This window comes from Leisingera sp. NJS204, assembly GCF_004123675.1.
Lineage (GTDB): Bacteria > Pseudomonadota > Alphaproteobacteria > Rhodobacterales > Rhodobacteraceae > Leisingera.
This window is the reverse complement of sequence record NZ_CP035420.1, coordinates 28,730-47,123: the sequence shown is the minus strand read 5'-3', so window position 1 is coordinate 47,123 and position 18,394 is coordinate 28,730. Positions and strand designations below refer to the sequence as shown.

15 protein-coding genes are annotated in these 18,394 nt (G+C 64.2%); 7 read left to right on the top strand and 8 right to left on the bottom strand.

The genetic code is table 11. The features are described from left to right. Window positions 1-2 precede the first annotated feature (2 nt). Window positions 3-920: a hypothetical protein gene (locus tag ETW24_RS22155; protein ID WP_164982809.1), complete on the bottom strand. Its 918-nt coding sequence runs from the start codon at window positions 918-920 to the stop codon at window positions 3-5. A 135-nt stretch (window positions 921-1,055) separates the two neighbouring features. Next, window positions 1,056-1,958: a hypothetical protein gene (locus tag ETW24_RS22150; protein ID WP_129373262.1), complete on the bottom strand. Its 903-nt coding sequence runs from the start codon at window positions 1,956-1,958 to the stop codon at window positions 1,056-1,058. Between the two features lie 198 nt (window positions 1,959-2,156). Between ETW24_RS22150 and ETW24_RS22145 the strand changes: the two genes are divergently transcribed. From ETW24_RS22145 to ETW24_RS22135, 3 genes are read left to right on the top strand one after another with little or no spacing between them, the layout of a single operon-like run. Then, window positions 2,157-3,287, top strand: a complete 1,131-nt coding sequence (locus ETW24_RS22145; protein WP_129373261.1) for a hypothetical protein — start codon at window positions 2,157-2,159, stop codon at window positions 3,285-3,287. Window positions 3,288-3,320: 33 nt separating this feature from the next. Then, a complete protein-coding gene (locus tag ETW24_RS22140) occupies window positions 3,321-4,424 on the top strand; it encodes a hypothetical protein (protein WP_129373260.1) in 1,104 nt (367 codons plus the stop codon). A gap of 49 nt (window positions 4,425-4,473) precedes the next feature. Next, entirely contained in the window at window positions 4,474-6,273 is a 1,800-nt protein-coding gene (locus ETW24_RS22135; protein ID WP_129373259.1) for a hypothetical protein, read from the top strand. Between the two features lie 26 nt (window positions 6,274-6,299). Here the strand turns inward: ETW24_RS22135 and ETW24_RS22130 are convergent, their stop codons facing one another. Continuing rightward, window positions 6,300-6,953 (bottom strand): ABC transporter ATP-binding protein, encoded by a 654-nt coding sequence (locus ETW24_RS22130; protein WP_129373258.1) that lies wholly within the window; start codon window positions 6,951-6,953, stop codon window positions 6,300-6,302. Between the two features lie 10 nt (window positions 6,954-6,963). Beyond that, a complete protein-coding gene (locus ETW24_RS22125; protein ID WP_129373257.1) occupies window positions 6,964-8,379 on the bottom strand; it encodes a sugar transporter in 1,416 nt (471 codons plus the stop codon). 91 nt (window positions 8,380-8,470) lie between these two features. Between ETW24_RS22125 and ETW24_RS22120 the strand changes: the two genes are divergently transcribed. After that, window positions 8,471-9,340, top strand: coding sequence for an ABC transporter permease (locus ETW24_RS22120; protein ID WP_129373256.1), 870 nt, complete (start codon window positions 8,471-8,473; stop codon window positions 9,338-9,340). Between the two features lie 42 nt (window positions 9,341-9,382). Here the strand turns inward: ETW24_RS22120 and ETW24_RS22115 are convergent, their stop codons facing one another. After that, window positions 9,383-10,417: a glycosyltransferase gene (locus ETW24_RS22115; protein WP_254695783.1), complete on the bottom strand. Its 1,035-nt coding sequence runs from the start codon at window positions 10,415-10,417 to the stop codon at window positions 9,383-9,385. Window positions 10,418-10,584: 167 nt separating this feature from the next. Here ETW24_RS22115 and ETW24_RS22110 point away from each other — a divergent pair, with 167 nt between their 5' ends. Both ETW24_RS22110 and ETW24_RS22105 read left to right on the top strand, forming a co-directional pair. Then, complete coding sequence (locus ETW24_RS22110; protein WP_129373254.1) at window positions 10,585-11,586, top strand: NAD-dependent epimerase/dehydratase family protein; 1,002 nt, start codon at window positions 10,585-10,587, stop codon at window positions 11,584-11,586. 376 nt (window positions 11,587-11,962) lie between these two features. Next, window positions 11,963-13,288 (top strand): UDP-glucose dehydrogenase family protein, encoded by a 1,326-nt coding sequence (locus ETW24_RS22105; RefSeq protein WP_129373253.1) that lies wholly within the window; start codon window positions 11,963-11,965, stop codon window positions 13,286-13,288. 174 nt (window positions 13,289-13,462) lie between these two features. Here the strand turns inward: ETW24_RS22105 and ETW24_RS22100 are convergent, their stop codons facing one another. Together ETW24_RS22100 and ETW24_RS22095 are read right to left on the bottom strand one after the other, a co-directional pair. Then, window positions 13,463-14,602 carry a ParB/RepB/Spo0J family partition protein gene (locus ETW24_RS22100; RefSeq protein WP_129373252.1) on the bottom strand — a complete coding sequence of 380 codons (1,140 nt, stop codon included), beginning with the start codon at window positions 14,600-14,602 and terminating at the stop codon, window positions 13,463-13,465. 65 nt (window positions 14,603-14,667) lie between these two features. Then, a complete protein-coding gene (locus ETW24_RS22095; RefSeq protein ID WP_129373251.1) occupies window positions 14,668-16,092 on the bottom strand; it encodes an AAA family ATPase in 1,425 nt (474 codons plus the stop codon). Window positions 16,093-16,573: 481 nt separating this feature from the next. Here ETW24_RS22095 and ETW24_RS22090 point away from each other — a divergent pair, with 481 nt between their 5' ends. Beyond that, a complete protein-coding gene (locus ETW24_RS22090) occupies window positions 16,574-17,581 on the top strand; it encodes a replication initiator protein A (protein ID WP_129373250.1) in 1,008 nt (335 codons plus the stop codon). A 401-nt stretch (window positions 17,582-17,982) separates the two neighbouring features. Here ETW24_RS22090 and ETW24_RS22085 read toward each other — a convergent pair whose 3' ends face one another. Next, entirely contained in the window at window positions 17,983-18,201 is a 219-nt protein-coding gene (locus ETW24_RS22085) for a hypothetical protein (protein ID WP_129373249.1), read from the bottom strand. Between the last annotated feature and the right edge of the window lie 193 nt (window positions 18,202-18,394).

Below are 18,394 nucleotides of genomic sequence, written 5' to 3'. Positions count from 1 at the left end.
CCTCAAGCCGGCAGCCCTGTCATTTCACGTTCCGACGCATCCGGCCGGCTGCGTCCGCGCAGCTTCGGGTGCAGCCCCAGCGCTTCGCGCGCGACGATATCGGTCGGCCGCAGATCGGCCCCGCTGATCAGCTTGCTGATCCCGCGCGGGCAATGCGGATACAGCTGGCTGCGCCACTCGGCCCGGCGCGGCGGTATCCCCGGAATGTCCCGGATGCGCGCCCAGACCGGCTCCTGAATGCGGGTGTAATCCGCGTGGTGATCCGGGAACGGGCGGCGGAACGGCTCTTTCAGAAGGCCGTGCTCATCAGCCAGCACATCGCTCATATCCACCAGTGCAACCCGGCCTGCCAGCAAGCGGTTGATCTCACGGAACATCTGCGCCTGAAACCGGGCCGGGACCGCGGGCAGGCCGAAGCCTTTGCGGTAATAGCGGACCGGCAGCGGCACCGGCGGACCGGCATAGATGCAATAGACCCTGCTGAACCCCGCCGTCCGCAGATCCGCTGCCATCTTCAGCAGCCCCTCCGCTGCCTCGGCGCAAAACCCGGCCGGATCCAGAAAATCGCCCAGCCGCATCCGGTGCGCCGCATTGAACTGCACATCCACATTGCCGTATTGCAAAAAGATGATGTCATCGCTGCTGGCGCCTTTCAGGCAGGCCAGCACGTAATTGCGGTTCTCCGCCTTCAGGAAACCGCGGGCCGACCAGCCGCTGGCCCAATGGGAGCGGTATTGGCTGCTGGTTCCGAAGATGTAATCAAACAATTCGCAGGACGAGGATCCAAATGCATAAAGCCGGGCCTCAGCCGCGCCCTGCGGCCGGCAGGCCCGCACCCTGCCCGCACGGAACGACAGCAAGGCCGGGCTCAAACGGGCGCGGAGATATTTTCTGAACCGGGCTGCAATCATACCAATCATCGTTGTGTCCAAGGCTGCCGGGCCATGGCCCCATCTCTGCACTTTGCGCCCACTGCTAACGGACTGCCCGCCCCTGTGGCAACCCGGCTGCCTGCCGGTCCGCCCGGCAGACCGGCAGTTTTCCGCAGGCCCGCCTTATGCCTCCACTGCCGGGGCTTTCTCCCGCGGCAAGGCCGCTGCGGGCTCGAACCGCTTCAGATTGGCCGCCCGGTAGTTTTCCGCTCTGATTTTCTTGCCGACCCCGCCGCGCACACCGCTTTTATAAAGCACCGTGCGCCAATCCGCGCGGCGCGGCGGCAGACCGGGAATATCCCGGATCCCCTCCCAGACCAGTTCCTGGATCCTGACGTAATCGGCATGGTGATTCGGCTTGGCCCGGTGGTATTCCCGCTTCAGCACCCCGTGCTCATCCCCCAGAACCGGTGTCAGATCACGCCGGTCGCAGAAACCGCTGATCAACTGGTTGATCCGGTTCAAAAGCTGCGCCTGATAGCGCGGCGGCAGCCCGTGCAGCTTGAACCGTTTACGGAAATACCGCTCCGGCACCCGGCAGGGAGCGCCGACGGCCACTGTATAGATATTGCTGAAGCCCGCCGCGCGCAGATCCTGCACCAGCATCCCGACCCCTTCGGCTGCCTCCCGGCAAAAGCTTTCGGGATCAAGGAAATCCCCGCGGTCCATGCGGTAGCCCGAACTGAAAGCTGCATCCACCACACCGTAGTGCAGGAAAATGATGTCCTGCGGCCGGGCCCGCTGCAGGCATTGCAGCACATAGCCCCGGTTCGCGTCCTTCCGCAGCCCCCGGGCTGACCAGCCGCCGGCCCAATAGCTGCGGTAGCGCCGGCTGGCGCCGAAGATGTAATCAAAAACCTCTGACGAGGAGGACCCGAAGACATAAAGCCGCGGTGCCGGCCCGTCAGCCGCAGGCCCAGTGTTTTCAGGCCCGGTGTTTTCAGCCCTGGTATCCTTCGGCCCGGTTTGCCGCCGCCATCTCTGTGCCAGGGCGCGCAGGCCGGCCCTTAAAAATTGCAATGCCATGGTCAAATCACCTGAGATGCCGCTGTCAAATTACCGGGGCCGCCAAACCGTCTGATGCAACCTGCGGCTTCTCTGCACAGTTTTCCCGCTTAGCGCAACCCGCTGCGCAGCCTGTCCGGGACGGCGATTGTCTCCGGCGCGAAAATCCCCTACACCACAGCCTTGAAACCCGCACCAAACACAGGATCCGGCACTCATATGCCTGCCCCAGAACGTCCCCGCCGCAAGACTCTGATTTTCCACATCGGCGATCACAAAACCGGCTCCACCTCGGTTCAGCTGGCCTTTGCCAAGGGCCAGGTGGCGCTGGACGGGCACAGTGTCTTTTATCCGGCCCGGCTGGCCAGCAACACCCTCGGCGCGCAGTGCCGGGCCTACGGCAATGCGGAGACCCCGGAGACCCGGCAGAAAGCCGGCAGGCCCCTCCAGAAGCTGGCCGCGCAGATCCAGGCGTCAAAAGCCGATTTCGCCCTTGTCTCGGCCGAAGCGCTGGAAACCGTCCCGGCGGCACTGTTTCACGAGATTGCCGGCACCTTCTTTGCCGGCGCTGCCGATGAGATCCGTATCATCGGCTATGTGCGCCCCCATGCCGCCCGCATCCTGTCCAGCTTTGCCGAACGCATCAAGGTCGGCACCCCGCGCGCCCTGCGCTCGGATCTGGACAGCTTTGCCGCCCGGCGCAAGGAGGTCGGGGAATTCATCTACCTGCCGCGGTTTGCCGCCTGGCGGGAGCATTTCGCTGACCGCTTCACCCTGCGCCCGATGATCCGCAGCCAGCTCTATCAGGGCGATGTGGTCAGCGATTTCATTCATCACGCCTTTGGCGGCCTTGGCTTTACCATCAGCGGCGAAAGCCAGGCCAATGAATCGCTGTGCCTGGAGGACCTGATGCGTCTGAAAGTGCTGCAGAAGGCACTGCTGCACCAGTCCAAGGACCTCAGGCTTAAGGTCGGCTGGGAGTTTTCCCGCTTGGCAGGGCATCTGCCGCCGGCGCCGGCGCGCACCAGGCTGCAGCTGCACCGGGCCTTGGCGAAGACTCTCCGCGACAGCTACCTGGAGGATGCCCGCAATATGGACCGCATGTTTTTCAGCGGCGAACCGTTGATGGAAAACGAGCTGCACACGGCGGTGAAGAAAGCCATCGCCAAACCGCAGTCCACTGCCCCGGCCGATCACCTGTCTCCGTCCGAATTGCACGGGCTGACCCTCATGGCCGGGATGACCAGCGGGCTGCTGGACGCCGGAGAGGTCAATTGGCCCGCCTTCCTGCACGGCAAGCGGGTCCGCGATGCCGAAGCGGCCCTGCAGCCTGCCTCCGCTGCCGAATAGGCGAACCAGAGCACCTCAGTTATCGGGTCCGGTATGAAAGTCATTATCTATTTCGGCCACCACAAGGTCGGCTCCACTGCGCTGCAGGCCTATCTGGCCCGCAACACCCTGGAGCTGCTGCGGCATGGCATCCTCTATCCGGCGGTGGAAAGCGAGGGCATGTCGCATCTTCTGGCCCAGGCGCTTGGCCGCCAGGACACGCCGGACCTTGGCTGCATGAACCTGCGCGAGCCGCATAATGCGCTTGGCTTCCGGATGCTGGCCAGCAAGCAGGGCGGCGGCACCCCGGCCTGGCACGGCGCCCTGCCCGGCCTGCCCGCGATGCTCAGCACAATCCGCAACCAGGTCAGCGTGCTGCAGCCGCACACCGTCATCCTGTGCTCCGAGGTCTTTTCCAACTTCGGCGCCGGGCATGAGGATCTGATCGCCAAATTGCGCGATCTGTTTCCCGATGCCGAGCAGGAGCTTTACTGCGCGCTGCGCCAGCCCGATGAATACATGGCCTCCTGGTTCGGCCAGCGGCTGCGGTTCGGCCACCAGCTGCGCCCCCTGGATGGCGGTGCGGCGCTGGCAAGCGCCAAAACCATCCATTTCAACTACCGCAAGATGGTGGAGCCCTGGACCCGCATCTTCAGCAATGCCCGGCTGCATATCCGCAATTACGACGACCTCCTGACGGCCGGCGGCTCGGTGCAGGATTTCACCGCTCAAGCAGGCTGTGCCTTCCCGGAGGATCTGCCGCACAAGGGCCCGGCCAACCACGGTTTGCCGCGCGCCGCCTATGAGATCATCCGCCGGGGCAATCACCGCCTGCCGCCAGAGGAGGCAAAAGCGCTGCGGGAGGTCTTCCTGAAGCTGCCCGCTGGCGAGCTGCCGGTGCGCAACCGCGATGTGGAACTGTTCGGCAGCAGCCTGCGCAGCCAGCTTGCCGAGGCCTTTGCCCCGGTGCACAGCTATCTCAGCAGCCTCACCGGCCAGGCGGCCTTTTTCCCGGCCATCGAAGAGATGCTCGAAACCCGCCCGGTGCCCGGACCCCAGGCGACCCTCCGCCTGCTGGAAAGCCTGGACCCCGCCCAGCTGCCCTCGCCGGCGCTGCAAAGCTTTGTCACAGATCTGCAGCAAGACTTGTGCCAGTAACCGTTTATACGCCCGCACCCCGGTTTCCGGGCCTCAAGGAATGACCCGCATGATCACCCTGCAGAATTTCATCACCCCCGAACCAGAAATCTGCACCGAACAGGCGCTTTACTGCCATGTGCAGGGGCCGGCCGGTTTTTCCCAAAGCACCGGGCATTACACCCTGTCCCGCGGCGCCTGTGTCAGGTTTGATACCTATTTCAACCTGTTCAGCCTGGGCAAATGGAACCGCGGCTGCGCGTTCGACACGCTGTTTGCCGAGCTGACCGGCAGCGGCAAAGCCGAAATCAAGATCACCCTGGCCCAGCCCAACCGGTCCTGGGAAGTGGTTTATTGCGACATCGCCGAGCTGGCGGAAGGCGCCCCCTATCAGATTGACCTGTCGGAATATGCAGGCCCCGGCATTGAAGGCGTGCTTTACGCCGAGGTGCTGGCGCTGGGGGACGAGGTCACCCTGACCGGCGGCCGCTTTGCCACCGCCGCCGTGCCGGACAGCCTGCCGCAGCTTGCGGTCTCCATCACCACCTTCCAGCGCGAGCAGGAGGTGCAGACAACCGTGGCCCGGCTTGAACATTTCCTGGAAGAATTCGAGCACAGCGCCAATATCCACGTGCAGGTGGTCGATAACGGCCAGAGCGCCGGCATCGCTGCCAGCGACAAAGTCACCCCCTACCCGAACCGCAACCTCGGCGGTGCAGGCGGCTTTGCCCGCGGGCTTCTGGAGGCCGGCAAACGCGGCTGCAGCCATTGCCTGTTCATGGATGACGATGCCTCCTTCCACATGGAGAACATCGCCCGCGCCTATATGTTCCTGGCGCTGGCGCGGGACCCCAAGGCCGCTCTGGCAGGCGCGATGATCAACAACACCCACAAATGGTGCATGTGGGAAAACGGCGCCTGGTTCGACGGCTCCTGCCGCCCGCTCTACAACGGGCTCGACCTGCGCAGCCCGGGCCAGGTCATCGATATGGAATTCAGCTCTGCCCGCTCTGCCCCCGAAACCCTTTACGGCGGCTGGTGGTTCTTCGCCTTCCCCATCGCCCAGGCCGCCCGCCACCCGTTCCCGTTCTTTGTGCGCGGCGATGACATCAGCTTTTCGCTGGCCAATGATTTCAACATCTTCACCCTGAACGGGGTGGTCTCCTTCCAGGATGATTTCACCGAAAAGGAAAGCGCCCAGACGCTGTATCTGGATCTGCGCAACCACCTGATCCACCATCTGGTGTTCGACGCGCTGGAGCGCAGCCCGCTTGGCACCGCCAAAATCGCCCTCCGCTTCATGCTGCGCTCGCTGCTGCGCTGCAAATACGACAGCGCCGAGGCACAGCTGCTGGCCTGGCAGGATGTGATGCAGGGGCCGCAGTTCTTTGACGAGAACATCGACATGAGTGCGCGCCGCGCCGACATCAAGGCGCTGATCAAAGACGAAGCCTGGCAGCCGGCAGAGACCCTCAGCACCGATGAGCGGCGCCGCTTCAGCCGCCTGCCGCGCCGCCTGCGGCATTATCTTGGCCTGTTCACCCTGAATGGCCATCTGGTGCCGTTCTGGAAGACGATCGGCGACCGGATGGTGCTGAACATCGGCGAGCGCGGCCTGGTGTTCCCGGCCTTCGGCGGCGCCCGGCTCACCTATCTCAACACCGATGGCAGCAAGGGCTATACCGTCACCCACTCAAAGCGGCGCTTCTTCAGCCTGGCCTGGCGCATGGCCAAGACCCTGGCTGCCTTCCGCCGCGAGCACAGCCGCCTGAAAGCGGTCTACCGCAGCGGCTATGCCGAGATGGCCAGCAAACCCTATTGGGAGAAAACCCTGGCCCCGGCAGCAGATCCGGTCCCGGCAGAGGCCTGAGCGCTGAGCGCTGAGGCGCGGCTGGATCAGTCCAGCATCGCCTCATGCGCGGCAATCGCCGCGTCCAGATCGTCGTAATAGCGGATCCGCCCGGCCTCCAGCACCAGCCCGGCATTGCAGAACTGGCGGATCTGCGCCATCGAATGATTGACCATGATGGCGCTGGAATGCTTCATCCGGTCGGCAAAGACCGCCCGGCTCTTGCGTTTGAACGACCGGTCGCCCACGGCCGTTACCTCGTCGACCAGATAGGTGTCGAAGCGGATCCCCATCGAGGCGCCGAAGGTCAGCCGCGAGCGCATGCCCGAGGAATAGCTGCGCATCGGCATGTGGTAGAATTTGCCCAGCTCGGCGAACTCGCCGACAAAATTGACCAGATCGCGGGTGTCCACCCCGTAGATGCGGGCGATGAAGCGGACATTCTCGGCGCCGGTCAGATCACGGTGGAACGAGCCGCCCAGCCCCACCGGCCAGGAGATGCTGCCATCGGACACCACCCGGCCGTGATCGGGCCGCATGGTGCCGGCAATGATCTGCAACAGCGTCGACTTGCCCGCCCCGTTGCGGCCCAGCAGCGCCAGGGATTTCCCCGGCGGCAGCGTCAGGTTCAGATTGTCGATCACCACCTTGCGCTCGCCCTTGAGCCGGAAGCTCTTGGTCAGGTTTTCGAAGCGGATCATAGGCGGCCTCTCAGCTGCGGTCGCGGATCGAATAATAGATCAGCACCCCGATCGACCAGCCCAGCAGCAAAAACAGCCCGGCAAGCGCCGACAGCACATAGCGGCGCGGGTATTCCGGCTCCTCGGCCAGGGTCGGGGTGATATAGGTCGCAAGGTAACGGCTCTGACGGGCGGCATCGTCGCGCGCCACCTCCAGCGCGGTCAGCGCCGCGCGGTAGGTCTCCTCGGCAAACTCCCGGTCCACCGTGAGGCGCTCGAATTCCGAGATCAGCGAGGGATAATCCTCGCCCACCGCCCCGGTGTCTGTATTGCTGGAGGCAAAGGCTTGGCGTTCGATATTGATCCGTTCGCGGATCACCTCAATCTGCTGCTGCCCCTGTTTAAGGCGCACATCGCCCGGGCTGACGGTGCCGGCCAGCAGATCGTACTGGATCAGCGCCTCCGCCAGCTGCTGCTGCAGGTTGTTCATCACCCCCATGCGGCCCTGGATATCGGCCGCGGGGTCGACGATACGGGTGCGGGTGCGGAACCGGGTCAGCTCTTGGCGCGCCAGCTTCAGCCGCTCAACCGCCTCCATCAGATCGGCCTCGGCATAGCGCATCGCATCGGCGCGCGCCTGTTCGTTCAGCGCATTGATGCGGATCTGGCTTTCGTCGACGATGGCGCGGCTGACCGCCCGGGCCATGTCCCGGTCAAAGGCGGTGACCCGCACTTCGGTCAGCCCCGAGCCGCTGTCATAGGAAATGCGCACCACCCGGTGCCAGAACCAGACCAGCTCCTCCAGCGTTGCATCGGGCCAGATTGAAAAGGCCCAGTCGGTTGGCCAGTACTGGCTGTAATGGGCGCGCAGGTCCACCCGGGCATTGACCGCTTCGGCCATTTCCTGGCTCTGGATGAATTCATACAGGATATCGCTGTCCGAGGCGGTGGTATTGCCGGCAAAACTGGCCAGCCCGCCCAGCAGCTCATTGGCACCGGAGCTTTCCTGGCTGCGCACGGTGAAACCGGCGGTGGAGGCATATTGATCCTCGGCCACCGCAAACAGATAAAACACCGCCGCCGCCAGCGGCAGCAGCACCAATGCCGCAAAGCTGGCGATCACGCCGCGGTGGCGGGTCTTGACATGGGCAGGCCGCGCCACCGGGTAAGCCGGGGTTTCAGCAATCTGCGCCTCCAGGCTGTCGGCTTTCTGCGCCAGCAGCGCCTGGGCCCTTTCGGCGTCCTGGACCTTGCGGCGCAGCCGCTTGAGCTTGCCGCCTTTGCCGCGGCTTTTACGGCTGGGTGCTGCGGACAGCTGTTCTGCAGGCCCGGCCTGCTCCGTGCCGGCGGGCACCGCTGCGGCCGGGGTGTCCCTGTCTGCGGCTTTCCGGCCAGTACGGAACTGGGCGGCAGCCTTTTGCCGCGCCGCCGGGTGATCCTGTGTCATAATCTGCTTACCCCGGCCTGCAGCCGTTTGTAATTGCCTCGTCTTTCTTTCATATTATCGCCTGCACAGCGCATATTCACAATGGGTATTCATGACCAGAACCACGCCTGCGGCGGCCCCAGCCCAGTCTCCGGCCCTGCCCCCCGCCCAATATCCGGTCCAGTCTCCGGCCCAGCCGCCCCTCCCCGGGCGCGCCCGGCGCTTTGCCACCTTGCGCACAGTGGCTGCCCTGGTGCTGCGGGAGATGTCGACCCGCTACGGGCGCACCCCCGGCGGCTATCTCTGGGCTATTCTCGAACCGATGGCGGCCATTCTGTTCCTGGCGATCGGCTTTTCTCTGGTGATCCGCACCCCGTCGCTGGGCACCAGCTTCCTGCTGTTCTACGCCACCGGTTTTCTGCCCTTCAATCTCTACCAAAGCATTTCAGCCACCACCGGCCGGGCGATTGCCTATTCCAAGCCGCTGCTGAAATTTCCGGCTGTCACCTGGCTGGACGCGGTGCTGGCCCGGTTCCTGCTGAACAGCCTGACTGGCATCCTGATCACCTTCCTGCTGATCGGCGGCGTCTATGCGGTGACCGACAGCCGCGCGGTGCTGGATCTGCCGCCCGCAGTGCTGGCCATGGTGCTCTCGCTGCTGCTGGGGCTGGGAGTCGGCACCCTGAACTGCGTGCTGATGGGGCTCTACCCGCTGTGGGACGTGGCCTGGTCGGTGATCACCCGGCCGCTGTTCCTGGCCTCAGGCGTGCTGTTTCTTTATGAGGATCTGCCGCCGCTGGCGCAGGACATCCTGTGGTTCAACCCCTTGATGCATATCACCGGTCTGATGCGCAGCGGGTTTTATCCCAGCTATACCGCCGCTTACGTCAGCGTGACCTATGTGCTGGCCACCAGCCTGATCCTGTTTGCGCTCGGGCTGATCCTGATGGGCCGTTTTCACCGCGACATCCTGAACCGCTGAGACCTGCGGCGGGAGACAGGAGACAGGCGGCCAGGGCGAAGATCAGTCTTCGCCCGCCAGCTCCAGCACCCGGGCATGGGAGCGCCCGGTCCTGCCCCGCACCCCGTCCCAGGCCGCGTGGCGCAGCAGCCGCAGATAGGCGGCCCGCTGGCCTGCGCCATAGCGGCGCGCGGTCAGCCGCCATTTCAGCAGCACCACCAGAAGCAGCGGCCAGAACAGCAGGCCGGCTGCCTTGCGGTACATCATCAGCCCGTTGCGGTAGGCGTAGTAGACTTTCCACAACGGGCGGAACACCCGGTGCCGGTCATTCTGAAACGTCGAGCAGTCATGCTCAAACCGCAGCTCCGGGTCGAACAGGATCGTCTCGCCGCGCCGCCGCAGCCCCAGCGTGTAAATCACATCGTCGCCGTACAGAAACAGCCCCGGATCCGGATAGCCCGCCGCTTCCACCATCCGCCGCGGCAGGAACAGCCCGACAAAGGAGGTGAGATCGATGGGCATCGGGGCCGGAGCCTCATAGGCCGTATAGGGAATGTGATAGCCGTTGCGCGCTTTCAGCAGCGTGCGCAGAAAGACCGAGGGGTTCCAGAACGGGTTCACCGAGGGCCGGTTCATCTCGCAGATCTGCCCGTCGGGGAAATAGACCGCCGCCGCCAGCGCCGTGTCCAGCGGCCGGGGCCGGGCATGAAAGGCGGCAAAGGCGCCAGGTGCAGGACAGGCATCATCATCCATCACCACCAGCCAATCCGCCGCGTGCTGCTCCATCGCCCGCCGCATGCCCATCTCAAAGCCACCCGCACCGCCGCGGTTTTCAGTGCTGGTGCAGATATCCAGCCGCGGATCGCCTTGCGCCGCCAGCCACTCGGCGGTGCCGTCGGTCGAGGCATTGTCGGCCACCACCAGCGCCGCCAGCTCATGCGCGGGGCTCTCCAGCAGCCGCGCCACCGTCGCCTTGAGCTTGTCCAGCCGGTTGTGTGTCACCACCACCGCCACCAGCCGCCCGGCGCCTGCCGGAACGGTTTCCAGGGCCTGTGCCGCTGCCGGTTTCCCGGTGCCGATTACTTCTGCCGTGCTCACCCGGGGCTCCTTGCCTGTCTGATGGAATCTGATGCCGCTTATGCGGCCCCGAAAGCTCATAAATCCCTGGCACTGTCAAATCCTTTACCGCCTGCCCCCGGCTTTCCGCCGCCGTTCCCTCGGGCAAAGCGTTTGACAGAACGGCAGGAAGCCGCCACCTAAGAGCCATGCAAACAGCTCTCATCACCGGTTCGGCCGGCTTCATCGGATATCACCTGGCAGCGCGGCTGCTGGCGGCAGGCTGGCGGGTCATCGGGCTGGATTGCCTGTCGACCTATTACGACGTGACGCTGAAACAGCGCCGCCATGCGATGCTGGCGCAGACCCCGGGGTTCACGCCCGTCATCGGCAGGCTGGAAGACCCCGGCCGGCTGATGGGCCTGTTTGAGGAGCACAAACCGGATGCGGTGATCCACCTGGCCGCCCAGGCCGGGGTGCGCCATTCCATTGACGCGCCGCGCGACTACTTGGAGGCCAATCTGATCGGCAGCTTTGAGCTTTTGGAAGCCGCCCGCGCCCATCCGCCCAAGCACTTGCTGATGGCCTCCACCTCCTCGGCTTACGGCGCCAACACTGAAATGCCGTTTGAAGAACGTCAGCAGACCGACCACCAGATGTCCTTTTATGCCGCCACCAAAAAGGCCAATGAGTCGATGGCGCATTCCTATGCCCATCTCTACGCCCTGCCCGTCACCATGTTCCGGTTTTTCACCGTCTACGGCCCCTGGGGCCGGCCCGACATGGCGCTGTTCAAATTCACCAAGGCGATGCTGGCAGGCCTGCCGATCGACGTCTACAACCACGGCCGCATGAGCCGCGACTTCACCTATATCGACGATCTGGTCACCGGCATCACCGGGCTGATCGCGGCGGTGCCGGGTGCCGAACCGGTGTCGGATCAGGACAGTCTCAGCCCGGTGGCGCCGTTCCGGGTGGTCAATATCGGCGCCAGCAAGCCGACGCCGCTGATGAACTATATCGCGGCGCTTGAGACGGCGCTTGGCATTGAAGCGCAGAAAAACATGCTGGAGATGCAGGCCGGAGACGTGCCCGCCACCTGGGCCGATACCAGCCTGCTGAGCACGCTGACCGGCTATCAGCCCCAAGTCGGCGTTGCCGAGGGCGTCGCCCGTTTTGCTGCCTGGTACCGGGACTATTACCGCATCTGACCCCCCCGCCTTTTGCACCTGCATTGCAGACTGCCTGTGCCGCGCCCCGGGACAACCGGCGGATTTGGGTATTTAGGACCAGAAAGAAGCCAGCTGCTGTCCTCTCCCCCACTGTTTCTTTCTGGTCCCCAATACCCGCGCCGCAGGCCTCCGCCTTTCTAGGGAAAGGCGGAATTCACCGCCCGCAATTAGGTCAGCAAGATTGACCAAATGTTTCGCGCGCGAAACATTTGGTCCGTATCGGACCCACTTTTTCATCTTCAGCAACGGCAGCACAAAAACCGGCTTGCGCCCTGTCCGGCGCTGTATATTCCTCTAAACTCATAACAATGGCTGCAGCCAAGCGGCCGGACGGGGATTGGGAAAAGGGCATTCCATGCGTATTGCAATGATTGGCACCGGCTATGTCGGCTTGGTGTCCGGCGTTTGTTTTTCGGATTTCGGCCATGATGTGATCTGCGTCGACAAGGACGCGGGCAAGATCGCCCGGCTGCAGGGCGGCGAAGTGCCGATCTACGAGCCGGGGCTGGACCAGCTGATGGAGAAGAACGTGGCCGCCGGGCGGCTCAGCTTCACCTCCGATCTGGCGGCGGCGGTGGCGGGCGCCGAGGCGGTGTTCATCGCCGTCGGCACCCCGACCCGGCGCGGCGACGGCCATGCCGATCTCACCTATGTGATGGCCGCCGCCGAAGAGATCGCCGCAGCACTCACCGGCTATGCAGTGGTGGTGACCAAATCCACCGTGCCGGTGGGCACCAACCGGCAGGTGAAACAGGTAATTGCCAAGGCCAATCCGCAGGCGGAGTTCGACGTCGCCTCCAATCCGGAATTCCTGCGCGAAGGCGCGGCGATCGAGGATTTCATGAAACCCGACCGGGTGGTGGTCGGGGTGCAGAACGACCGCGCAGCCGAGGTGATGGCAGAAATCTACCGGCCGCTTTACCTGCGCGACTACCCGGTCCTGTCCACCGATCTGGAATCGGCAGAGATGATCAAATACGCCGCCAATGCGTTCCTGGCCGCCAAGATCACTTTCATCAACGAAGTGGCGGGCCTGTGCGAACGGGTCGGCGCGGACGTCAAGGAAGTCTCCCGCGGTATCGGCTTTGACGGCCGCATCGGCAACAAATTCCTGCATGCGGGCCCCGGCTATGGCGGCTCGTGTTTTCCCAAGGACACTGCCGCCCTGGCGCGGATCGGCCAGGACCATGGCTTTCCGATGCGGATCACCGAGACGGTGATGCGGGTCAATGACGAGGTGAAGGCGCGGATGGTCGAAAAGCTGCGCGACATCTGCGGCGGGTCCTTCAACGGCAAGACCGTGGCGGTGCTGGGCGTCACCTTCAAACCCAACACCGATGACATGCGCGATGCGCCCAGTCTGACCATCGTGCCGGCACTGGTCGGCGGCGGCGCACGGGTGCGGGTGGTGGACCCGCAGGGCCGCGCCGAGGGCGAAGCATTGCTGCCCGGCGTCAAATGGGAAGAGGACCCCTATAAGGCGGCGCAGAATGCCGATCTGGTGGTGCTGCTGACCGAATGGAACGAGTTCCGCGCCCTGGATCTGAAGAAGCTGGCGCGCAAAATGGAGGTGCCGCGGATGGCAGATCTGCGCAATATCTACTCATCCAAATCCGCCAAACGGGCCGGTTTTGAGAGTTATGTGGCGGTGGGGCGCGGCCAGCTGAACGGCGCTCCATAATAGGTCCGGTTCGGACCAAATGTTTCGCGCGCGAAACATTTGGTCAACCGTGCTGACCTAAAAAGACTCACCGGGACCAGCAAATATTAGAGACTAAAAAGGGACTTTCCGAAGAAAAGCCCTTTGCCTGCGGAGCGAGTATTTTAGCAAAGAAGAAGAGGCTGCAGACTCTGATCAGAGTTTTTTCAGCCAGGCCTGCAGTGCCTCGGCCAGGGCAGCGTTGACGCCGGACCCGCTGATCTCAATCTTCTGTTCGCTAGGAGTATAGCCCAGGGTCACCCCTTTGGGCGCGGGCAGGGAAATCCGCTCGCCGGGCTGGGCGGCGTCCCAATCATAAGCCCCGCGCACCCGCGGGCGGCTGACCAGCGGCGGCACCGGCGCCTCAGGCGCGGATGGGGCGGGCGGGGTTTCATAGGCCGGGGCAGGGGAGGTATCAGTGTCTAACAAGGGCGTTTGCGCCGGCGCATCCCCTTCCGCAAGACGCATCAGCACGTCCAGCTCTGCCTCGGGGCTGGAGCGGTCCGCGGCCTGCAGCGCCTGGGTGGCGCGGGCGGCAAAGCCTTCGTCCGCCTCGATCGCGCGCACCAGCGCCAGGCCCAGCTTTTCGCTGATGGCGGTGGGGTAGAACAGCACCGCATCGAGTGCTTCGACCAGGGTGACAAAGCTGCCGATCTTGGAGCGTTTGGTGCGGGTGGCATTGCCGAACAGCGCCTGCAGCGCGTATTTGCGGCGGGTGAAGACACCCTCCTTGCAGGCGCGCACGGCGATGCGGGCGCGCTCATAATGGGAGAGGTTCACCCGGATCTCGTTTTCTTCGACCATCGCCACATAAGAGGCTTCGGCGCTGCCGGGCTTGATCACCAGCGCCTTGATCGTGGCAAACTTAGGGTCTGATGTTTCTTCATAGAGTCTGCGCAGGGCCGTCAGGCGGCGCCAGCCGGAGATCAGACCGTGGGTGCGGCCGCCGAAGGTATCCTCCAGCGGCACCACTTCCGCCGGGGTCTGCTGGCCGCGGGCCCGCAGCGATGCCATCAACGCCTGCAGCTCTTCCTCGTCCTGCTCAATCCGGTCGCGCACCAGGTGGTTCTCATCAATCGCCGCCAGCGGCAGCTCTTCGATCATCAGCCCCTTGGCACGCGCCGTTTCCAGAACCCCGGACAGCTCCTGCAGCGCCGCCTGGGCCGAGGCATCCGAGGCGACCTGGGCAATCGGCGCCGCCCCCACACTGGACGCGGTGCCAAGCGCCGGTTTGCCCGCAGGCGCCGCCGTCAGGTAACCGGTCTGCGCCGGGGAAAGCCGTTTGCGTTTTGCCATGTTCTGTCCTGACCTGTCTTCTTGTCTCCGGGCTGCTATCCTGCCGGAAAGTCCTTGTTAGGGCCTTAGCCCGCCGCGCGCTGATCCTGCTGTTCCTGCAACGCCTCGCGCCGCCAGACCCCGATCAGGAGCTTCTTGAAGGCGGCATAAGTTTCATCGAAGGTTTCGCGCCCGCGTGCATAGGTCTCGCGGTTGAAGTCGCGGTAGTCGGCCTCGTAGATGCCGCTGACCTGCTCACCCGCTTGACCGATCAGCGCGGTGTAATCCTGCTTATGCGGGGACAGCACCCGGCCCATATAGGCCTGCATCAGGGCCGCCAGCTCGCCCTGCTGGGCGCTGTCGTAGCGGGTGATCACGGTGCGCACCGCATCCCATTCAAAGCTGAGGCCCGGCCTGCCAAGCGCGCGGGCCGCCAGGTTCTCGCCCTCCTCGATCGAGGCAAAGGTGGAATGCAGCATGTCAAAAAAGCGGCCGGTGGAATCGAATTCCAGGAACGACGCCCCCATCGGCACCAAGAGGATGTCCGCCGCCGACAGCCCGTTGATGGTAAGGTAGCCAAGCGCCGGCGGCGTATCGATGAAGATCACATCGTATTGCTCCAGCACCCCGTCCGCCTCCAGCCGTTCGGTCAGCGCATCCCACAGCTTCCAGCTGCGCGCCGCCATCCGCCAGACCGGGATCTGGAATTCCGCCCAATACAGATTGAGCTGCGCGCCAATGAGGTCAATGTTCGGCCAGTGGGTGTCCTGGATCACGTCCCCAGCGGTCATCTCCATCGCCGCATCCAGCGCTTCGTCCAGCGGCTGGGGGGCATCGCCGCGATCCAGGCGGCGCTGGTTCTCCATGCGCAGATGCTCGCCGTAATGGCGCGCCAGCAGCGGGAAGGCGGTCTGCCATTCATCCTCAACCCGGCCGCCGAAGATCGAGGTCATCGAACCCTGGCTGTCCAGATCAATCACCAGCACCTTGTAGCCGTCGAGTGCGGCCGACATCGCCAGATGCGCCGCGGTGGATGTCTTGCCGACGCCGCCTTTGAAGTTCGCCACCGCGACCATTTTGGCGGGCAGCCCTTCGGGGCGGTAGGGGATGTATTCCTTGGCTTTTGATCCCTGGCTGCCGAAATGGGCGCGCAAGCGCAGCACCTCATCCAGGGTGAACCACTTGGCGCCGCCTTCGGTCTCCGAGCGGCCTTGGGGCAGATCGGGGTTGGCTTTCAGCACCCGGCGGAAATGGGCCTGGGCGACCGGGATCAGATAGCGGGTGATTTCCCAGGTCGAGAACAGACGCAGCTCTTTGCGCCCCTCCTCGTTCATGCCGCGGCTGGCCAGATCGGCGCGGCCTTGGGCGCAGGCGGCAGCGATCTCGGCAAAGCCTGCGGTGCTGGCCGGGGCATCAAGATCCGCCAGGGCGGCATCGGGATCAATGCTGAAATAGGGGGGCAGGCTGCTGCTTGCCCGGGGAAGGTCTTTCCTGTGGATATCTCGCGCCATGAGGATCTGCCTGCTGTGTGCGGGCCTTGCGGCCCTGCCGGTGTGGAATGCTGCTGTTTGCTGCCCTGCAGCCTGATGTGCTGCCTTTTTGACAGGATACTAGAAAACACCGCACATGGAAGCAGAATGCGCATCTCCCCTGATTTTTCTAAGTAAATTCAATAGTTGCAGCGGGTTCAGCGGCGGCTGTTCAGGGCTGTCAAAAAAATCTGCCCTGTTAATTATGAGTTATTTATTAGTTATAGGCAGGCAGGCAGCTGCGCAAAGCCCTTTTTTCATTGGCGATCGGGGAGGTTTTTTTCGGGGCAGCGACTCTGAAACCCCGATCAAACGACTCCGAACCCCCGACAATGCGATTCCGAACCCCCGTTGCCGCGGCTTGTGGATAACCCTAGGGTGAGCGTAATCAAAACCACGATAAAACAGCCGCACAGGATTCGCAGAAATCCGGCGGCCGGCAGAGCAGATTACGGGCAGGCAGATGGCAGCAGAGCTGACAGCGGCGGGGATTCCGCCAGAGGGGCAGGGGGATTTTTTCCTTTGCGATATCTTCGGGGCGATCCCCAAAAACGATCTGGCGTCGATGGAGCATCCGCTGTTCTCGCTGGGCACCAGGCCGGACCGGCGCATTCTGAACTACCAGCACAATGGCGCCGAGATCACCGTGGTGCCTTCGGTCAAAGGGCTGGCGACAATCCACGACAAGGACATTCTGATCTTCTGCATCAGCCAGCTGATGGCGGCGCTGAATGCCGGCCGCCAGGTGAGCCGGACCTTGCATCTGAAAGCGCACGACCTGCTGATTGCCACCAACCGTGAAACCAGCGGTGACGCCTACCGGCGCTTGCGCGAGGCGTTTGAACGGCTGGCGGGCACCCGCATCACCACCAATATCGTCACCGGCGGCCAGGAGGTCACGACGGGCTTTGGCCTGATTGAGAAATGGGAGATTGTCCGCAAAGCGCGCGGCGGCAAGATGGTCAGCGTGGCGGTGACGCTCAGCGACTGGCTGTACCGGGCGGTCCTGTCGAAATCGGTGCTGACGCTGAGCCGCGATTATTTCCGCCTCCGCAAACCCCTGGAGCGGCGGATCTATGAGCTGGCGCGCAAGCATTGCGGCCGCCAGAACAGCTGGCAGGTTTCGGTGGAGACGCTTCTGAAGAAATCCGGGTCGGCGTCACCGCGCCGGGTGTTCCGCAAGATGATCCGCGACATGATCACGGCCCAGCCCTTGCCGGATTACGCGCTGGAGGAGCTGGAGGGCGATTTGATCCGTTTCTCCCAGAAGGGGGCGGTGACCGAGGCGGTGCTGAACGCGCCCAGCCTGAAGCCGCAGACGCTGGAGGAGGCGCGCGCGCTGATCCCCGGCGCCGACGCCTATGCGCTGGAGGCCGAGTGGCGCGCCATGTGGCTGCGTTCCGGCGCGCCGCGTCTGCGTGTGCCGGATGCGGCGTTTCTGGGCTGGGTCCGCAAACGCGCCGCGCAGTAGCCGCTGCCGCGCCCCGGAGCTGCCGGGGAATCCGGGTATTTGGAACCAGAAAGAAGCAGGCCGGCTTTGCTGTCCCTGCCGCTTCTTTCTGGTCTTCAATACCCGCGCCGCAGGCCTTCGCCTTTCCGTGGAAAGGCGGAATATGCCGCTATCATATAGGTCAGCATGATTGACCAAATGTTTCGCGCGCGAAACATTTTGTCCGGATCGGTCTTATTTCCGGCGGGGTGTTTGCGGGATGCGGGCTTGCAAAAACTGCGGCAGCGCGACCCCCGGTTCCGGGCCTCAGCGGAGGAGGGGGAGGGGAAACCTGAAACCGGGGGAGCGGCAGGCCGGTCCCAACCGGGTCCCGCCCGGGGGGAGGGCGGGTCCGGCCGGGACGGTGCATCGGGGCGCGCGGGTTATCCGAAGTAGGCCTGGGGGCTGTAATAGGACAGCTGCGGGCCGGCGGCTGCCAGGCGCTCGCGCTGTTCCAGCGCCCATTGGCTGGCGATGCAGCCCATCACGCCGGCCACCGGGTAGAGAATGGCCAGGATCAGCAGCGGCAGACCCAGGAGGAAACCTGCGGCCACGGCTGCCAGGCTTGCGATGAGGCCGGTGAGGGTGCTGATCAGGGTCATGGGCTTGTCTCCTTGCGGTGCGTCCGGGGGGGCCGGGGCGGTGCGTGTTTGCGTTGACCCTTTTCTAGCATGGGGGGAGCCGGTTGCCGGCTGCACCAAAGGATAGGCGCGGGGTGCGGAGGGGTATCCCCGGCCCCCATGGGTCAGGGTATCTGTCCGGGGGAGGCCGCAGAGCGCGGCGCCGGGAACCGGG

What these genes read in the sequence shown, in the direction of transcription:
- ETW24_RS22155 (WP_164982809.1), bottom strand. Translation starts at nt 920, where the DNA reads ATGATTGGTATGATTGCAGCCCGGTTCAGAAAATATCTCCGCGCCCGT.
- ETW24_RS22150 (WP_129373262.1), bottom strand. Translation starts at nt 1,958, where the DNA reads ATGGCATTGCAATTTTTAAGGGCCGGCCTGCGCGCCCTGGCACAGAGA.
- ETW24_RS22145 (WP_129373261.1), top strand. Translation starts at nt 2,157, where the DNA reads ATGCCTGCCCCAGAACGTCCCCGCCGCAAGACTCTGATTTTCCACATC.
- ETW24_RS22140 (WP_129373260.1), top strand. Translation starts at nt 3,321, where the DNA reads ATGAAAGTCATTATCTATTTCGGCCACCACAAGGTCGGCTCCACTGCG.
- ETW24_RS22135 (WP_129373259.1), top strand. Translation starts at nt 4,474, where the DNA reads ATGATCACCCTGCAGAATTTCATCACCCCCGAACCAGAAATCTGCACC.
- ETW24_RS22130 (WP_129373258.1), bottom strand. Translation starts at nt 6,953, where the DNA reads ATGATCCGCTTCGAAAACCTGACCAAGAGCTTCCGGCTCAAGGGCGAG.
- ETW24_RS22125 (WP_129373257.1), bottom strand. Translation starts at nt 8,379, where the DNA reads ATGACACAGGATCACCCGGCGGCGCGGCAAAAGGCTGCCGCCCAGTTC.
- ETW24_RS22120 (WP_129373256.1), top strand. Translation starts at nt 8,471, where the DNA reads ATGACCAGAACCACGCCTGCGGCGGCCCCAGCCCAGTCTCCGGCCCTG.
- ETW24_RS22110 (WP_129373254.1), top strand. Translation starts at nt 10,585, where the DNA reads ATGCAAACAGCTCTCATCACCGGTTCGGCCGGCTTCATCGGATATCAC.
- ETW24_RS22105 (WP_129373253.1), top strand. Translation starts at nt 11,963, where the DNA reads ATGCGTATTGCAATGATTGGCACCGGCTATGTCGGCTTGGTGTCCGGC.
- ETW24_RS22100 (WP_129373252.1), bottom strand. Translation starts at nt 14,602, where the DNA reads ATGGCAAAACGCAAACGGCTTTCCCCGGCGCAGACCGGTTACCTGACG.
- ETW24_RS22095 (WP_129373251.1), bottom strand. Translation starts at nt 16,092, where the DNA reads ATGGCGCGAGATATCCACAGGAAAGACCTTCCCCGGGCAAGCAGCAGC.
- ETW24_RS22090 (WP_129373250.1), top strand. Translation starts at nt 16,574, where the DNA reads ATGGCAGCAGAGCTGACAGCGGCGGGGATTCCGCCAGAGGGGCAGGGG.
- ETW24_RS22085 (WP_129373249.1), bottom strand. Translation starts at nt 18,201, where the DNA reads ATGACCCTGATCAGCACCCTCACCGGCCTCATCGCAAGCCTGGCAGCC.